General features: G+C 70.1%; 16 protein-coding genes. 10 read left to right on the forward strand and 6 right to left on the reverse strand.

Annotated elements, in window-relative coordinates:
* Positions 1-33: 33 nt before the first annotated feature.
* From ACWIHT_RS13960 to ACWIHT_RS13970, 3 genes are all read left to right on the forward strand, one after another.
* On the forward strand, positions 34-1,284 hold the full coding sequence (locus ACWIHT_RS13960; RefSeq protein WP_456167761.1) for an alpha-L-fucosidase: 1,251 nt from the start codon (positions 34-36) through the stop codon (positions 1,282-1,284).
* 63 nt (positions 1,285-1,347) lie between these two features.
* Positions 1,348-1,908 (forward strand): sulfotransferase family protein, encoded by a 561-nt coding sequence (locus ACWIHT_RS13965; protein WP_456167763.1) that lies wholly within the window; start codon positions 1,348-1,350, stop codon positions 1,906-1,908.
* Complete coding sequence (locus tag ACWIHT_RS13970; RefSeq protein ID WP_456167765.1) at positions 1,908-2,294, forward strand: hypothetical protein; 387 nt, start codon at positions 1,908-1,910, stop codon at positions 2,292-2,294. Before ACWIHT_RS13965 ends, ACWIHT_RS13970 begins: the two co-directional genes overlap by 1 nt.
* On the opposite strand, the gene ACWIHT_RS13975 is transcribed toward ACWIHT_RS13970, so the two are convergent.
* The gene (locus tag ACWIHT_RS13975; protein ID WP_456167767.1) at positions 2,177-3,862 is read right to left on the reverse strand and encodes a carbohydrate binding domain-containing protein; all 1,686 of its coding nucleotides are present in this window, start codon (positions 3,860-3,862) and stop codon (positions 2,177-2,179) included. The genes ACWIHT_RS13970 and ACWIHT_RS13975 overlap by 118 nt on opposite strands.
* 154 nt (positions 3,863-4,016) lie before the next feature.
* Positions 4,017-5,165, reverse strand: coding sequence for an ATP-grasp domain-containing protein (locus ACWIHT_RS13980; RefSeq protein WP_456167769.1), 1,149 nt, complete (start codon positions 5,163-5,165; stop codon positions 4,017-4,019).
* 348 nt (positions 5,166-5,513) lie between these two features.
* On the opposite strand from ACWIHT_RS13980, the gene ACWIHT_RS13985 reads away from it, so the two are divergent.
* Both ACWIHT_RS13985 and ACWIHT_RS13990 read left to right on the forward strand, forming a co-directional pair.
* A complete protein-coding gene (locus tag ACWIHT_RS13985; protein WP_456167771.1) occupies positions 5,514-6,422 on the forward strand; it encodes a metallophosphoesterase family protein in 909 nt (302 codons plus the stop codon).
* Positions 6,370-7,050 carry a 4'-phosphopantetheinyl transferase family protein gene (locus tag ACWIHT_RS13990; RefSeq protein WP_456167773.1) on the forward strand — a complete coding sequence of 227 codons (681 nt, stop codon included), beginning with the start codon at positions 6,370-6,372 and terminating at the stop codon, positions 7,048-7,050. Before ACWIHT_RS13985 ends, ACWIHT_RS13990 begins: the two co-directional genes overlap by 53 nt.
* A gap of 22 nt (positions 7,051-7,072) precedes the next feature.
* Here the strand turns inward: ACWIHT_RS13990 and ACWIHT_RS13995 are convergent, their stop codons facing one another.
* Positions 7,073-7,300, reverse strand: a complete 228-nt coding sequence (locus ACWIHT_RS13995; RefSeq protein WP_456167775.1) for a hypothetical protein — start codon at positions 7,298-7,300, stop codon at positions 7,073-7,075.
* A 218-nt stretch (positions 7,301-7,518) separates the two neighbouring features.
* Between ACWIHT_RS13995 and ACWIHT_RS14000 the strand changes: the two genes are divergently transcribed.
* A complete protein-coding gene (locus ACWIHT_RS14000; protein WP_456167777.1) occupies positions 7,519-8,544 on the forward strand; it encodes an alpha/beta fold hydrolase in 1,026 nt (341 codons plus the stop codon).
* A gap of 33 nt (positions 8,545-8,577) precedes the next feature.
* Here the strand turns inward: ACWIHT_RS14000 and ACWIHT_RS14005 are convergent, their stop codons facing one another.
* Positions 8,578-9,234 carry a helix-turn-helix domain-containing protein gene (locus tag ACWIHT_RS14005; protein WP_456167779.1) on the reverse strand — a complete coding sequence of 219 codons (657 nt, stop codon included), beginning with the start codon at positions 9,232-9,234 and terminating at the stop codon, positions 8,578-8,580.
* 223 nt (positions 9,235-9,457) lie between these two features.
* On the opposite strand from ACWIHT_RS14005, the gene ACWIHT_RS14010 reads away from it, so the two are divergent.
* Positions 9,458-10,120 (forward strand): MmyB family transcriptional regulator, encoded by a 663-nt coding sequence (locus tag ACWIHT_RS14010; protein ID WP_456167781.1) that lies wholly within the window; start codon positions 9,458-9,460, stop codon positions 10,118-10,120.
* A gap of 24 nt (positions 10,121-10,144) precedes the next feature.
* Here the strand turns inward: ACWIHT_RS14010 and ACWIHT_RS14015 are convergent, their stop codons facing one another.
* Together ACWIHT_RS14015 and ACWIHT_RS14020 are read right to left on the reverse strand one after the other, a co-directional pair.
* Positions 10,145-10,921, reverse strand: coding sequence for a cache domain-containing protein (locus ACWIHT_RS14015; protein WP_456167783.1), 777 nt, complete (start codon positions 10,919-10,921; stop codon positions 10,145-10,147).
* Between the two features lie 39 nt (positions 10,922-10,960).
* On the reverse strand, positions 10,961-11,704 hold the full coding sequence (locus ACWIHT_RS14020) for a FadR/GntR family transcriptional regulator (RefSeq protein WP_456167785.1): 744 nt from the start codon (positions 11,702-11,704) through the stop codon (positions 10,961-10,963).
* A 113-nt stretch (positions 11,705-11,817) separates the two neighbouring features.
* Here ACWIHT_RS14020 and ACWIHT_RS14025 point away from each other — a divergent pair, with 113 nt between their 5' ends.
* From ACWIHT_RS14025 to ACWIHT_RS14035, 3 genes are all read left to right on the forward strand, one after another.
* On the forward strand, positions 11,818-12,855 hold the full coding sequence (locus tag ACWIHT_RS14025) for an ABC transporter ATP-binding protein (protein WP_456167787.1): 1,038 nt from the start codon (positions 11,818-11,820) through the stop codon (positions 12,853-12,855).
* Between the two features lie 73 nt (positions 12,856-12,928).
* Positions 12,929-14,122, forward strand: a complete 1,194-nt coding sequence (locus ACWIHT_RS14030; RefSeq protein WP_456167789.1) for an ABC transporter substrate-binding protein — start codon at positions 12,929-12,931, stop codon at positions 14,120-14,122.
* Between the two features lie 3 nt (positions 14,123-14,125).
* Positions 14,126-14,989, forward strand: coding sequence for an ABC transporter permease (locus ACWIHT_RS14035; protein WP_456167791.1), 864 nt, complete (start codon positions 14,126-14,128; stop codon positions 14,987-14,989).
* Positions 14,990-14,992: the final 3 nt, after the last annotated feature.

A 14,992-nucleotide genomic window follows, 5' to 3' on the forward strand; every position in this document is an offset into this window, starting at 1 on the left:
CCAACTGACCTTGTACGCGACGGGAGTTCAGCCGTGCCCATGCAACCGTGGTTCACCGACGCCAAGTTGGGGATCTTCGTCCACTGGGGAATCTACGCCGTCGACGGCGTCCAGGAGTCCTGGTCGTTCTACGACGACATCGTGCCGCACGAGCAGTACATGTCCCAGCTCGACCGCTTCACCGGCGCGCGGTACGACCCGCGGGCCTGGGCCGACCTGTTCGCCCGGGCGGGTGCCAAGTACGCCGTCCTCACCAGCCGCCACCACGACGGAGTGGCCCTGTGGGACACCGAGTTCGGCGATCTCGACCTCGGCAGGGACTACCTCACCGGCTACGCCGACGCGCTCCGCGAGCAGGGCCTCAAGGTCGGCCTCTACTACTCGCACTCCGACTGGAACCACCCCGACTACGCCACCACCCGCAAGCCGGGCCGCCCGCCGGAGCAGGAGGACAACCGGTACTCCGAGTGCTCGGCCGAGGACGAGGACCTGGCGGCCTGGGAACGGTTCATCGCCTACCGGGACGGCCAGATACGGGAGTTGGCCTCCCGGTACCGGCCCGACCTGATGTGGTTCGACGGCGAGTGGGACCGCAGCGAGGAGCAGTGGCGCATCAAGGAACTCGCCGCGCTGATCCGCTCGTACTCACCGCATGTCGTCTTCAACGCCCGCATGCTCAGCGAGGGCGACTACGCGACACCGGAACAGGGCGCCCCCATCGAACCCCCGGACGGGCCCTGGGAGTTGTGCCTCACGATCAACGACTCGTGGGGTTACCAGCACCACGACGACAACCACAAGTCGCTGAGCCAGTTGGTCCGTTACTTCACGGAGACGATCGGCGGGGGCGGCAACCTCCTCCTCGACGTCGGCCCGATGGAGGACGGCACCATCCCGCAGCCGCAGGTCGAGCGCCTCGAAGGCCTGGGGGAGTGGATCCACAAGCACTCCGACGCCGTGTACGGCACGGTCCGCGGCCTCCCGGCCGGGCACCACTACGGGCCGAGCACCCTCTCCGCCGACGGCCGCACCCTCTATCTCACCCTGTTCGACGTCCCACGCGCCGAGATCGGCGTCCGAGGACTGGTCACCCCGGTCCGCGGGGTCACCGTGCTCGGCACCGGCACCGAACTCGCGCACCGCGTGATCGGCGGGCTGCACGAGGCGGTCGGCGTGCTGTGGATCGACCCGCCCGCCGGGGCCGACCTCGACCCGCACGCGACCGTGCTCGCCGTGGAACTCGACGGGGATCTGGAGCTGTACCGCGGCTCGGGCCGCTTCTGAGACCCGTGCGCGTCTCGGGGTGTGGACCAGTTCCCAAAGGGACTGCGGCGGCGGGGGAGGCTGATGGCGCAGGCGGTCAGCCCGCCGCGCCGTCACCTCGACGCGATGCCCGCGCCCCGGCCGGCCGCCGACGGCTACACCACGCCGCGCGCCCCGCGACTGGTGGACTCGCCGGTGTTCGTGCTGTCGTCCGCGCGCTCCGGGTCCACGCTGCTGCGGGTGCTGATGAACAGTCACAGCCCGATCCGCGCCCCGCACGAGATGCATCTGCGTACCCTGCACGTCCATCTGTCCCGTGAGTTCAGCGACGACGCCATGCGGGAACTCGCGCTCGACAAGGCGGAGTTGGAGCACGTCCTGCGGGACCGGGTGCTCCACCTCGAACTTCAGCGCAGCGGCAAGGACGTCATCGTCGACAAGACCCCGCCCAACACCCTCATCTGGCCGCGCCTGCACCGATGTTGGCCGCACGCCCGGTACATCCTGCTGCTGCGTCACCCGGGCGCGATCGTCGCCTCGCTCACCGCCCGCCGCGACGCCCCCGACCACGAGGCGATCCGCGCCGAAGTCCTGCGCTACGCCGAGAAGTTGGAGGAGCCCGGCAGCATCTCGACGCCCATGTGATGACGTACGAGGACCGCACCGCCGAACCGGAGAAGTCGACCCGCGGCCTGTGCGAGTACCTCGGTGTGCCCTGGGAGAGCGGCATGCTCGACTACGTCAGCAAGGACCACGGCGTCCACCGGCCGCGGCTCGGCGACTGGAGCGGCACCCTGAAGTCGGGCCGGGTCCAGCCCGCTCGCACCGCCGATCCGGCAACCGAACTGCCGTACAGGCTCAGGGAGTTGGCGGGGCGTGGGGGTACCCGGAGGGGGCACCCCCACGCTGACGCTCAGCCGGTGAAGCCGGCCGTGATGGACGTGAACTGCCAGGTGCTCTGGTTGATGCCGGAGCAGTTGCTGACCACTCCGCCACCGGCGCACGGCCGGTCGCGGTTCACGGCCCAGTAGGCGAGCCGCGCGATGTGGTGCGAGTTCGACCAGTCGCGGATCTGGGTCCAGATGGCGGGAGTTGTGTTCTCCTGCTGGTCGCTGAGACCGTTCATGCCGGAGATCCCGATGTGCGAGTAGGCCGTCGCGTCGTCCCACCCGAAGGTGGACTTCAGCTTGGTCTTCAGGCCCTCGGCCGCCGCGACCGTGTTGCCGTACATGTCGGAGCCGCCGCCGAAGTCGAACGGCATGATGGTGAAGACGTCGATGCCGGCGTTGAGCGACTGCGCCTGCTCGATCAGCCGGTTGCCGTAGTACGTCGGGCCGGTGGTCGAGGTGCCGAAGGTGACGATCGTCCTCAGGCCGGGGTTGTTGGCCTTGACGGTCTTCAGCGCGGTGAGGATCTTCGCCTGGACGGCCTCGTTCTCGAACTCGTCCGTGTTCTCGATGTCCATGTCGATGGCCTTGAGACCGTAGGCGCTGATCACCTTCTGAAGCGCCCCGGCGAGCGCGCTCGCGGAGGAGCAGTTGGCGCCGAGCTTGCTGCCCTGCCAGCCGCCGAACGACGGCACGATGTCACCGCCGGCCGCGCGGATCTGGTTGATCGCCGTCTGGTCGACGCCACCGGTCAGCGCCCGGCTGCCGTCCCAGGCGGGGTTGCAGCCGCCGGAGTCCAGCACGAACGCCATCGTGAACCACTTGACGCCCGTCGCGGCCATCACCGTCGCCGGGTTCGGCGGGTCGCCCCACCCTTCGTACAGATAGGGCGCGGCCTGCTTGAACCCGGTGCCGCCGCCGGTGCCCGCGTCCGTGGTGACGCTCACGGAGTTGGACGCCGCGGAGGAGTTCCCGGCCGCGTCCCGCGCCTTCACGGTGAACGTGTAGGCGGTGCTGGACGAGAGCCCGCTGACCGTGGCACTCGTACCGGAGACGCTGAGGACCTGGTTCGCGCCGCTGTAGATGTCGTACGCCGTGACACCCACGTTGTCGCTCGCGGTGCCCCACGACAGGGACACGCTGGAGGACGTCTTGCCCGTGGAGGTCAGTCCGGTTGGCGCGGTCGGGGCCTGGGTGTCGCCACCGCCGCCACCGCCGGGCCCGTCGAGGCTGATGTCGTCCGCGTAGTAGGTGCCCTGCGCGTACCAGCCGTGGACGTAGATGGTGGCGCTGGTCTGTGAGGCGCCGGTGGTGAACGAGGTCGTCAACTGGGCGTACGCCGACGGGGACGAAGTCCACGTGGAGGAACCGCCGTTGACACCGAGGTAGACGTAACTGCCGCGCACCCAGCCGCTGAGCGAGTACGCCGTGTTCGGTTGCACGGCGACCGTCTGGGAGCACTGTGCGGTGTCGCTCGAACTCACCGCGCCCGCAAGGGCCTTGGAGCCGCCGTGCACCGGGGAGGAGACCACCGAGCCGAGGTTTCCGGTGCAGGACCAGGGGGACAGGGAACCCGACTCGAAGCCGGGGTTGGTCAGGACGTTGGCCGCCTGCGCGGTACCGGGCAGCGCGATGGCCCCGGCCATGGCCAGGGCTGCGGTACCGAGCAGAGCGAGGAGGCGACGTCTGGAACGTCTGAGTGTGTCGCGCACGCGATCTCCCTGAAGGAATGGGGGTGTTCGGGAGTGCTGGAAGGTGCGCAACCAAGTTGGTATGGACCAATCGCGGTGTCAAGATGCTGCCCCATGATTGGTCCATACCGGTATGAAGTTGTGGTGCGGAGGGGGAAGGGGAGACCCGGGAGGCCTAGGCGCGGGCCGCCGCTCGGCTGCCCAACTCCGTTGCCCGGGTGCTCTCCGGCTCCGCCTCGGTCTGCGCCGGCACCGTCGGGAGCAGCGGCTCCGACTCCTCCGCGCGCTGGTGCGGGAGCGTCACGGGACGCAGCTGGCGCGGGCCCGAGACCACCGCGTAGTCCGCGCCCAGGAACGGCGGCTCCATCGTGCCCGGGTCCTCGCCGAGCGCCAACTGCACTGCCGCCCAAGGGGCGTTGACCCCGCACAGCGACAGCTGGTGCAGGCCGCCCGCGGGACGGGTGTTGACGTCCATCAGCACGGGCGTCTCGCCGAACATCCGGAACTGGATGTTGGACAGGTAGTGCAGCCCGAAGCCCTCCGCGATCCGGCGGGCCGGCTCCAGCCACTGCTCGTGCAGGGTGAAACCGCGCCGACGGCCGTTCTTCGTGCGGCCCACCGCGAGCCGGACCAGGTTGTCGGGACCGGTCAGGCAGTCCACCGACACCTCCGGCTCCTCCAGCCGCGGCATGACCAGCCAGTCGACCTGCTCGTCGGCCTGCTCCAGCGCCTCGACGACCGTGTCGAGCGGGACGTAGGGGCTCGGGAAGCCGTTGAGGTGCATGAGCGAGAAGGGGGCGCGTGTGACCACGCGGAAGCCCACCCCGCCCGCACCGGACGCCGGCTTGAAGCACGCCTTGTGCCCGGCGGCCTCCAACTCCTCGACGGCCGCGACGAGTTCGGGCGCCGTGCGGACCCGCCACCACGGCGGCACGGGCACGCCGATCGCCTGGACCGCTTCGTACGCGATCACCTTGTCGTGGAAGACGGCGACGGCCTCGGGGGTCGGCGCCAGCAGCGCCGTGCCCACCGCCTCGAAGTCCGCGCGGTGCGCCACGATCTCCGACTGGTGCAGCCGGGGCACGAACACGTCGATGCCGCGGCGGGCGCACTGGTCGAGGGCGTACTCGACGTAACCGGCCGGGGACAGGCCCTCGGGCTCCAGGTCGGCGGTGTCGGCGGCAGCCAGTACGGGGGAGTCCGCGTCGCCGTGCGTGGCATGGATCTCGACGGCCCGATCGCTGGGATTTCTCCGCAGCTGATCCATGAAGAACACGTTCTCCGCGTACGTGCGGTTGAGCCAGACGCGTACGCGAGAGACCATGCAGGGCCGTCCTTTCGGGTTCGCGGGCACGGCGGAGCGAGGCCGTGCCCGGCCAGGGTGGTTGGAGGGACACCAAACCGCCCTCGGCGAAGAGGCGTTCGTGGCGGTGGTGTTGGGGCGATCATACGGCTTTCAAGGGGTGCCGCGTGCAACGCCCGTGTTACGGATTTCCCGATCCTGCCCACCCGGCACGTGAACTCCCGTCATTGTGCTGGTCGGAGCACCTCCCTCCGACAGCACCGACCACCGTCCCGACCACCGCCGCCTCCGCCCCGCCGTCTTGTCGCGGAACGGCGGGATGTGATCTCGTGGCCTCATTCGTGCGCGCGGAGGCGGAGGGGGCGAGAGGTGGAGTCGACGGCAGGCGGTGCCGGACAGCTGCTGGCCATCAGCGACCTGCACATCGGGTACGCCGAGAACCGCGCCCTCGTCCAGGACATGCGGCCCGGCACGGACGAGGACTGGCTGATCGTGGCCGGTGACATCGCCGAGACCGTGGCCGACATCCGCTGGGTCCTCGAACTCCTCGCCGGCCGCTTCCGCAAGGTCCTGTGGTCCCCCGGCAACCACGAGCTGTGGACCCACCCCAAGGACCCCGTCACCCTGCGCGGCGTCGCCCGCTACGAACACCTCGTGGCCCTGTGCCGGGAACTCGGCGTCCTCACCCCCGAGGACCCCTACCCGATCTGGGACGGCCCCGGTGGCCCGGTCGTCGTGGCCCCGCTCTTCCTCCTCTACGACTACTCGTTCCTCCCGGCCGGCTGCGCCACCAAGGACGAGGGACTGACGTACGCGCACGGCACCGGCATCGTCTGCAACGACGAGTTCCTGCTGCACCCCGACCCCTACCCCAGCCGCGAGGCCTGGTGCCGGGCCCGCGTCGCCGAGACCGAACGCAGACTCACCGAGATCCCCGACACCCTGCCCACGGTCCTGATCAACCACTACCCCCTGGACCGGCACCCCACCGAGGTCCTCTGGTACCCCGAGTTCGCCATGTGGTGCGGCACCACCCTGACCGCCGACTGGCACCGCAGATTCCGCGTGGACACCATGGTCTACGGCCATCTCCACATCCCGCGGACCACCCACCACGAGGGGGTCCGCTTCGAAGAGGTGTCCGTGGGATACCCCCGCGAGTGGCGGAAGCGCCCGGAACCCCCGGGACGACTGCGCCGCATCCTGCCGATGGAGGTCGGAGCCGGTGATCGAGGAGCTGCTCCCGGAGTCCGTGGTGACCGTGGAGACACACGGTGACGAGGGGTTCCAGGACACCCCGCTGTACCCCGAGGAAGCGGCCCGGGTGGCCCGCGCGGTGCCCAAGCGACGGCGCGAGTTCACCGCCGTACGGGCCTGCGCACGGCGCGCCATGGAGAAGCTCGGCGTGCCCCCGCAGCCGATCCTGCCCGGCGCCCACGGCGCGCCGACCTGGCCCGCCGGACTCATCGGCAGCATGACCCACTGCGACGGCTACTGTGCCGCCGCGCTGGCCCGCGCCACCGACCTCGCCTCGCTCGGCATCGACGCCGAACCCCACGCCGCGCTCCCCGACGGCGTCCTGTCCTCCGTCTCCCTGCCCGCCGAACAGGAACGGCTGACCCGGCTCGCGGACGGGCTGCCCGCCGTGCACTGGGACCGGCTCCTGTTCAGCGCCAAGGAGTCCGTCTACAAGGCCTGGTTCCCCCTCACCGGGAAGTGGCTGGACTTCTCGGAGGCCGACATCGACCTCTTCGCGGACCCCGGCGACGGCCTGCGCGGCGGCCTGCGCGCCCGCCTCCTCGTCCCCGGCCCGGTGGTCGGCGGCGAGCGCCTCGACACCTTCGAGGGCCGCTGGACCGTACGACGAGGACTGGTCGCCACGGCGATCACGGTCCCGCATCCCTGAACCCCCTCACCCCTGAAACCCCTCACCCCTCCGGGCACCAGCTCGCCAGCAACCCGAAGAACGCCTCCTCGTTGCCCGCGAGTCCGGCGTCCGTCAGGGCCTGGTCCGCCTCGGCCAGCACCGAGGGTGGGACCAGGACCGGGCGTGGGTCGCCCGGGGGGCCGTCGAAGGCGGCTCTGACCGTGTGCAGCAGCCGTAGATAGGCCTGGACGGCGGCGCGCTCGCGGTCGGTCATCACTGCGGTCTGCATAGGACGGCTCTCCCCTGATCGGCGTCGTGCGCCCCCGCACGGCGGTGGCACGACTCCAGCTTGCCGCCTGCCACTGACAATCCCGTTTCCCCCGGCCCCGGTTCGCCCGCTTAGCCGAGGCGAAACGTCCCCGAAATCCCCCGTGGAACAGCGGCCCTACGCTGGGAGGAAGGGCTTTCGGCCGTCCGCGGACGGCCAGGTGAACGGGAGGCGAGTGCGTGGCGGACGTCCCGGCACGGCGCCCGGCGCGCGCCGCACGGCTGCGCCCGGTGGGCGACGAAGAACTCACACTCCAGTACCGCGTCGTGCACGGATACCGCCGTGCCTTCCGCATGGCCGGCTCGGGCCCGGCGCTCGTCCTCATCCACGGCATCGGCGACTCCTCGGCCACCTGGGCCGAGCTGATCCCGCAGCTCGCCCGCACCCACACGGTGATCGCCCCCGACCTCCTCGGCCACGGCGCCTCCGACAAACCACGGGCCGACTACTCGGTCGCCGCCTACGCCAACGGCGTGCGCGATCTGCTCACCACCCTCGGCATCGAGTCCGCGACCCTGCTCGGGCACTCGCTGGGCGGGGGAGTGGCGATGCAGTTCGCCTACCAGTTCCCCGAACGCACCGAACGCCTCGTCCTGGTCAGCGCGGGCGGTGTGGGCCGCGAGGTCAATCCGGGGCTACGACTCGTCTCGCTCCCCGGCTCCCATCTCGCCCTGTCCGCACTGCGGTTGCCCGGCATGCGCCTCCAAGTCGGCCTCGCGGTGGGCCTGATGAGACTCCTCGACACCGACCTCGGCCGGGACGCCCCCGAACTCCTCACCCTCGTCGACGCGTTGCCCGACGACACCGCCCGCAACGCGTTCATCCGCACCCTGCGCGCGGTCGTCGACTGGCGCGGCCAGGTGGTGACCATGCTCGACCGCTGCTATCTGACCGAGGGCATGCCGACGATGCTGCTGTGGGGCGACCGCGACAGCGTGGTGCCGGTACGGCACGCCCACGGCGCCCACGAGGCCATGCCGGGCAGCCGGCTGGAGATCTTCGAGGGGGCGGGGCACTTCCCGTTCCACACCGACCCGGCCCGATTCCTCGCCCTGGTCACGGAGTTCACCGCCACCACCACCCCGGCCCACTGGAGCCGCGAGCACTGGCGCGACCTCCTGTGCGAGGGCCGACCCGGTGTCACGGCCCAGGGCGACGCGACGGAACGGGACCTGCGGGAGGCGAGCGAACGCAGCGCGACCTGACGGGACGTCAATTCCCGTTCCCGCGGCCCCGGATCACGACTCGGGGCGCTTGACGCTCTCCAGGAGCATGTCCAGCCACTCGGCGACCTTGTCGCGGTGCTGGTCGGTGGGCAACTGCGCGGCGCGCCAGGCGATTCCGCGCACCCCGTGGTCCTGTAGCAGCCGCTCCAGCGGGTCTCCCGCGGCCTCGGCCGCCGCCCGCTCACGGTTGGCGAGCTTCTGCAACAGCTCCTGCTCGGCGCGCTGTAGGGCCCCCGCGAGGGCCTCGGGGTCCTCGGCCGTGAGGAATCCGGCGTGCACCCGGAAGAAGCGCTGGAGCGCGTCGCAGTGCTCCATGGTGGGACGCCGGTCGCCGTTGATGAGCGCCCCCGCCTGCTGACGGGACATGCCCGCGCCGTCGGCGATCTCCTGCTGGGTGTACTTGCGCCCGTTGGGCTTGAGCCTGGTGCGGCGCAGCAGGTCGAGGCGTTGCAGGAACCGGGCCTGCACATCGGGCTCGCCCGCGGGGCGACCGCTCAGCAGCGCCCTGACCACGGGGTCCGGGACACCGGAGGCCACGGAGAGCCGGCCCACGTGGAAGACCTCGGCCTGCGGAACGTCGAGTCGCTCGGCGAGCGCGGTGACGCGGTCGACGACGGCGGGCAGCACGGCGCCTGCCGTTGTGCCCGGTACCTCGAAGCCATCCGACACCGACAGATCTCCTATGTCTCTCACAGGCTTCTCACAAATGGTGGCCGTGAACATCCCGGAGGGTAGCGGTTCGTTCGAACTCGCATCCAGGTCTCGCCACAACTGTGGCCAATTTCAGCCGTCAACCATCATGAAATGCCACGATAGTTGACACGGCAAGAGTCGGGGCAGCAGGATCAGGGCGCCGCGAGAAGGCCGCATAGGCAAGAGGGGTGACCTCCCGATGGCGTATCAGGCAGGTGGGCAGCGGTCCGCACCGCGGCCCGCCCCCGAGAGTCCCGAGGCCCGGGCGTATCTGCTCGACTACGCCACGCTGTTGGAGGCCGTCCCTTTTCCCTCCGTCGTCATGGACCACCGCTGGGACGTGGTGTTGACCAACGGCGCGTTCAAGTCACTTTTCCGGGCGATCGGTTCGCATCCGACGGCCATGCCGGGCGACAACTTCCTTCGGTTCGTGCTCTTCCACCCCGACGCGAGCACGGTTCTCGGCGAGCACGAGTCGAGTTGGTGCCTGCCGATGCTGGCCCACTTCGCCTCCGTGGTGGAGACCCACGGCCACGATCACGGCCTTCAGGCGATCCGCCGTGACATCGCCCAGGACCCGATCATGGAGGCCGCCTACCGGCAGGGCCTGCCGCACTGGATCCGCGCGGTGGGCGAGGAGGCCGTGGAGCACGACGGCGCCGTCCGCCCGGTACTGCACCCCGACCCGCGCTGGGGTGTCACGGACTGCCGGGTCGTCGGCGAGACCCCCAAGACCCTTGAGAACATGGGCTATTCGCGTCTGACACTGGTCCTGCGCGAGGCCCGCCGCACCCCGCCGCCCAGGATGCGCAGGCCGGTACGCGGCGCGGGACACCTGAGGGTGGTCCCGGCGGCCGAGTGAGCACCACCCCAACTCGCTTTGTGACTACGGGAGTCGGGGTCGGCCCTCGGCGACGACCAGGACCAGCGGCACCCCGTCGCACGGCACCAGCCGCAGCCCTCCCGCATACCCCGCCCGGCCCGCCGCCAGCGCCTCCGCGAAGTCCGGGCCCTTGCTGAGCGAACCGACCAGATGACGAGGGTCGGTGGACGCGGCGACCCGGCCGCGCGCGTTCACCAGCCGTGCCGGACCGGGCAGTTGACGCAGCATCGGCATCACGGCCGCCTCGAAGTGCCGTAGGTACACGTCCGCCGCGGCCACCCCCGCGAACCGTCCCTCCGCGTGCACCGGCGCCGACAGGGTGAGGCTGTACTCGTCCGAGCAGAGGTAGTCGACGTACGGTCCGGCGACCGCCCGCTCCCCGGTGTCACGGGGCAGCGCGAACCAGTCCCAGTGCGTGTAGTCGGCGTACGCCGAGTGCTCGGGATCGAGGTCGAGCAGCAGCGGCCGGATGCCCCCGTCCGCCGTGGTCTGCCACCACTCAAGCCAGGCCGGTACGTCGCTCAGCAGTCCCGGCGCGGCGACGAAGCCGACGCCGGACACCAACTCGTGCCGGGCCAGCCGGAGATGGAGACCCGGGCGGAGTGCGGCGAGGTCGACGGTCGCGGGGCGGCGGCCCTGTGCGGACACCTTGGCGAGCAGGGCCGTCGTGTCGGCGCGGGTGGCGGCCACGGCGTCGAACACGGACTCCAGGGCCGAGCGGACGCCCGTCGCGACGGACTGCTCGGGTGCCGTGGCCGGCGGTGCCGTCGCGAGGCTCATGCGTGCCCTCCAGCAGACGGGGAGCGGACGCGGCGACGGCTACAGGGCCAGCCGCTCGGCGATCAGCCGCGCCGTCGACTCCCGCACGCACCGCTCGGCCAACTCCCTGGCCGAATCGTGGGCCCCATCTTGCACGGCCGAGATTACGGAGCGGTGACGGTCTGCGGCTTCTTCACGATATTCGTCGCTGCCGAGCACCAGACACAGCAGCGCCCCGACCTCGGTCTGCAACGCGACCTGTTCCCGGGTCAGTCGGGCCGACTGCGCGGCGGCGGCCAGCTCGACATGGAACCGGCCGTAGACCCGGCCGCGCGCCGCCGCGTCCTCGGCGCGCGTCAACTCCTCGGCCGTACGCCGAAGTTGTACGAGATCCTCGGGCTCGGTGCGCTCCGCGGCGAGCCGGGCCGCGGTACCGGACAGGGCGGCCCAGTGGTCGCCGAGGTCGCGCAGCTCCTCGGTGCTCCAGCCGCGCAGCCGGACCTTCAGCCGCTCCTCGCCCGGCACTTCGGGCAGCGACACGAAGCTGCCGCCGCCGCGCCCGCGCCGGGTGGTGACCAGCCCCTGCTGGCGCAGCGCCATCAGCGCCTCCCGCAGGGTCACCGTGGACACACCGAGCTGCCCGGCCAGCTCGCTCTCGCCCGGCAGCTGCTCGCCGTCGGCGAGCAGTCCGAGTTCGATGGCGTCCCCGAGCCGGCTGACGACGGCGTCGACCCGCGCCCGGTTGTCGACCGGGGCGAAGACGGCTTTTCGGGCGCCGCCGTTGAGGTGCTGCTGCTGGTTCACGGCCACCACCTTGCACGTTGACTCAAGCTTTACCCTAAGGGGGCCTTGAGATTTGAACTATGACTTCATATGTTTCCGTGCAACGTCACAGAGCACCAGAAAGGTTCCCGCCCATGGAGGGGATTGCGATCCGGCTGCGGGATCTGCGGAAGTCGTTCGGCGAGACGACCGCCGTGGCCGGCGTCGACCTGGAGATCAGGGACGGCGAGTTCTTCTCGATGCTCGGCCCGTCCGGCTCGGGCAAGACGACCGTGCTCCGCATGATCGCCGGCTTCGAGAACCCCACCGGCGGCACCATCGAACTCGCCGGCCAGGACGTCACCGGCCTCGCCCCCTTCGAACGGGACGTCCACACCGTCTTCCAGGACTACGCCCTCTTCCCGCACATGACCGTCGAGCAGAACGTCGCCTACGGCCTCAAAGTCCGCAAGGTCCCCAAGGCCGAACGACTGCTCCGCGCCCGAACAGCCCTCGCGGAAGTACGACTTGAGGGCTACGGCGCCCGCCGCCCCGCCCAGCTCTCCGGCGGCCAGCGGCAACGCGTCGCCCTCGCTCGCGCCCTCGTCGGCCGCCCCCGTCTGCTGCTGCTCGACGAACCGCTCGGCGCCCTCGACCTGAAACTGCGCGAGCAGATGCAGGTCGAACTCAAGGCGCTCCAGCGGGAGGTGGGCATCACCTTCGTCTTCGTCACCCACGACCAGGAGGAGGCCCTGACGATGAGCGACCGCATCGCCGTCTTCGACCAGGGCCGCATCCAGCAGGTCGGCACCCCCGCCGAGGTCTACGAGCGTCCCGCGACCCCGTTCGTCGCGTCCTTCGTCGGCACCTCCAACCTGCTGGCGGGCGAGGCGGCCGAGCGGATCGTCGGCACCACGGGCACGTACAGCATCCGGCCCGAGAAGATCCGCGTCCTCAAGGACTCCGACGGGACCGGCGAACCGGACCACGAGAGCGCCGCCGGCACCGTCGCCGAGGTCGTCTACCTCGGGGACTCCACCCGCTTCCTCGTCGACCTCGACGCCGGCGGCCGGCTCACCGCACTCCAGCAGAACCTGGAGACCTCCGCCGAGGACGTGGCCGCCTACCGCGGCAGCCGGGTGCGATTGCAATGGCACCGGCGCCACACGGTGCACGTCCCCGACTCCCGCTGACCCCGCTCGCACCTCCCCCGGCCCCTTCGCCGATCCGCCCGCTCACCCATCTCCTCCACCCATGGAGAACGCCGTGCGTCTCACCCGAACCCTCCAGGTGACGGCCTGTGCCGCCGCCCTGCTCGCCGCCACCGCCTGCGGCTCCTCCGACAGCGGTTCATCGGGCGGCGGCCTCAACCCCCCTGACCTCAAAGCCCAGTCGAAGCTCGGCAAGAGCGAGGGCGAGGTCAACCTGATCGCCTGGGCCGGATACGTCGAGGACGGCTCCAACGACCCCAAGGTCAACTGGGTCAGCGACTTCGAGAAGCAGACCGGCTGCCAGGTCAACTCCAAGGTCGCCGCCAGCTCCGACGAGATGGTCAAACTGATGAAGACCGGCGAGTACGACGCCGTCTCCGCCTCCGGCGACGCCTCCCTGCGCCTCATAGCCTCCGGCGACGCCGCCCCCGTCAACACGAACCTGGTCCCCAACTACAAGGACATTTTCCCCGACTTGAAGCTCCAGGCCTGGAACTCCGTCAAGGGCAAGGCCTACGGCATCCCGCACGGCCGCGGCGCCAACCTGCTGATGTACAACACCCAGAAGGTCACCCCCGCCCCGACCTCCTGGGCCGCGGTCTTCGACGACGCCTCGAAGTACAAGGGCCATGTCACCGCGTACGACTCGCCGATCTACATCGCCGACGCGGCCCTCTATCTCAAGGCCACCAAGCCGGAGTTGAAGATCAAGGACCCCTATGCGCTCGACCAGACCCAGTTCGACGCGGCCGTCGCCCTGCTGAAGAAGCAGAACGCTGACATCGGCGAGTACTGGAGCGACTACCTCAAGGAGATCTCCGGCTTCAAGAGCGGCGACTCCGTCGTCGGCACCACCTGGCAGGTCATCGCCAACCTCACCGCCGACGAGGGCACCAAGATCAAGGCCTTCGTACCCGAGGAGGGTTCGACCGGCTGGTCCGACACCTGGATGATCTCGGCCAAGGCCAAGCACCCCAACTGCGCCTACAAGTGGCTGAATTGGATCGTCTCCCCGAAGGTCAACGCCCAGGTCGCCGAGTACTTCGGCGAGGCCCCCGCCAACTCCAAGGCCTGCGCCGAGACCAGCGACAAGAACTTCTGCACCACCTACCACGCCGCCGACACCGCGTACTGGAAGAACATCGCCTTCTGGAACACGCCCATCGAGCAGTGCCTCGACGGCCGCACCGACGTCAAGTGCGTGCCGTACGCCAAGTGGGTACAGGCCTGGACCGAGATCAAGGGCTGACACATGTCCCTGCTCAACCGGACCGCGGGGGCGCTGTACCGGCGCCCCCGGCTGCGCCTGTCCCTGCTCCTCACCGCACCGCTGCTCTGGCTCGCCGTGCTCTATCTCGGCTCGCTGAGCGTGCTGTTCGTCTCCGCGTTCTGGACGACGGACTCCTTCACCTCCGAGGTGGTGAAGGTCTGGTCGACCGACAACTTCCACGAGCTGTTCACGGTGCCCGTGTACCGCCAGGTCATCCTGCGCAGCATCGGCGTCGCACTCGCCGTCACCGTCCTGTGCGCCGTGATCGCGTTCCCACTTGCCTTCTACACGGCCCGAGTTGCCAAGCCCGGCCGACGCCCGCTGCTGGTGGTCGCCATCCTCACCCCGCTGTGGGCCAGTTACCTGGTCAAGGTGTACGCGTGGCGGCTCATCCTGTCCCAAGGCGGCCTGGCCGACTGGATGTTGAAGCCGTTCGGGCTCAGTGGTCCGGGGTTCGGACTCCCCGCCGCCGTCCTCACCCTCACGTACCTCTGGCTGCCGTACATGGTCCTGCCGATCCACACCGCGTTGGAGCAGCTGCCCGCCAACCTCCTCGACGCGTCGGCCGACTTGGGCGCGCGGGCCGGGCGGACCCTCCGGTCCGTCGTGCTGCCGATGGTGCTGCCGTCCGTCGCCGCCGGGTCGATCTTCACCTTCTCGCTCAGCCTCGGCGACTACATCACCGTGCAGATCGTCGGCGGCAAGACCCAGCTCATCGGCAACCTCGTCTACTCCAACATCGAGCTCAACCTGCCCATGGCCGCCGCTCTTGGAACGGTCCCAGTCGTCGTCATCGTCGTGTATCTGCTCGCGATGCGCCGCACGGGTGCGCTCAGCAGCCTGTAGCAG

This window comes from Streptomyces sp. NPDC002276 (assembly GCF_053891435.1).

Coding starts and splice junctions, on each gene's coding strand:
- ACWIHT_RS14035 (WP_456167791.1), top strand. CDS start 14,126: ATGTCCCTGCTCAACCGGACCGCGGGGGCGCTGTACCGGCGCCCCCGG.
- ACWIHT_RS14025 (WP_456167787.1), top strand. CDS start 11,818: ATGGAGGGGATTGCGATCCGGCTGCGGGATCTGCGGAAGTCGTTCGGC.
- ACWIHT_RS13980 (WP_456167769.1), bottom strand. CDS start 5,165: ATGGTCTCTCGCGTACGCGTCTGGCTCAACCGCACGTACGCGGAGAAC.
- ACWIHT_RS13995 (WP_456167775.1), bottom strand. CDS start 7,300: ATGCAGACCGCAGTGATGACCGACCGCGAGCGCGCCGCCGTCCAGGCC.
- ACWIHT_RS13965 (WP_456167763.1), top strand. CDS start 1,348: ATGGCGCAGGCGGTCAGCCCGCCGCGCCGTCACCTCGACGCGATGCCC.
- ACWIHT_RS14010 (WP_456167781.1), top strand. CDS start 9,458: ATGGCGTATCAGGCAGGTGGGCAGCGGTCCGCACCGCGGCCCGCCCCC.
- ACWIHT_RS13970 (WP_456167765.1), top strand. CDS start 1,908: ATGACGTACGAGGACCGCACCGCCGAACCGGAGAAGTCGACCCGCGGC.
- ACWIHT_RS14015 (WP_456167783.1), bottom strand. CDS start 10,921: ATGAGCCTCGCGACGGCACCGCCGGCCACGGCACCCGAGCAGTCCGTC.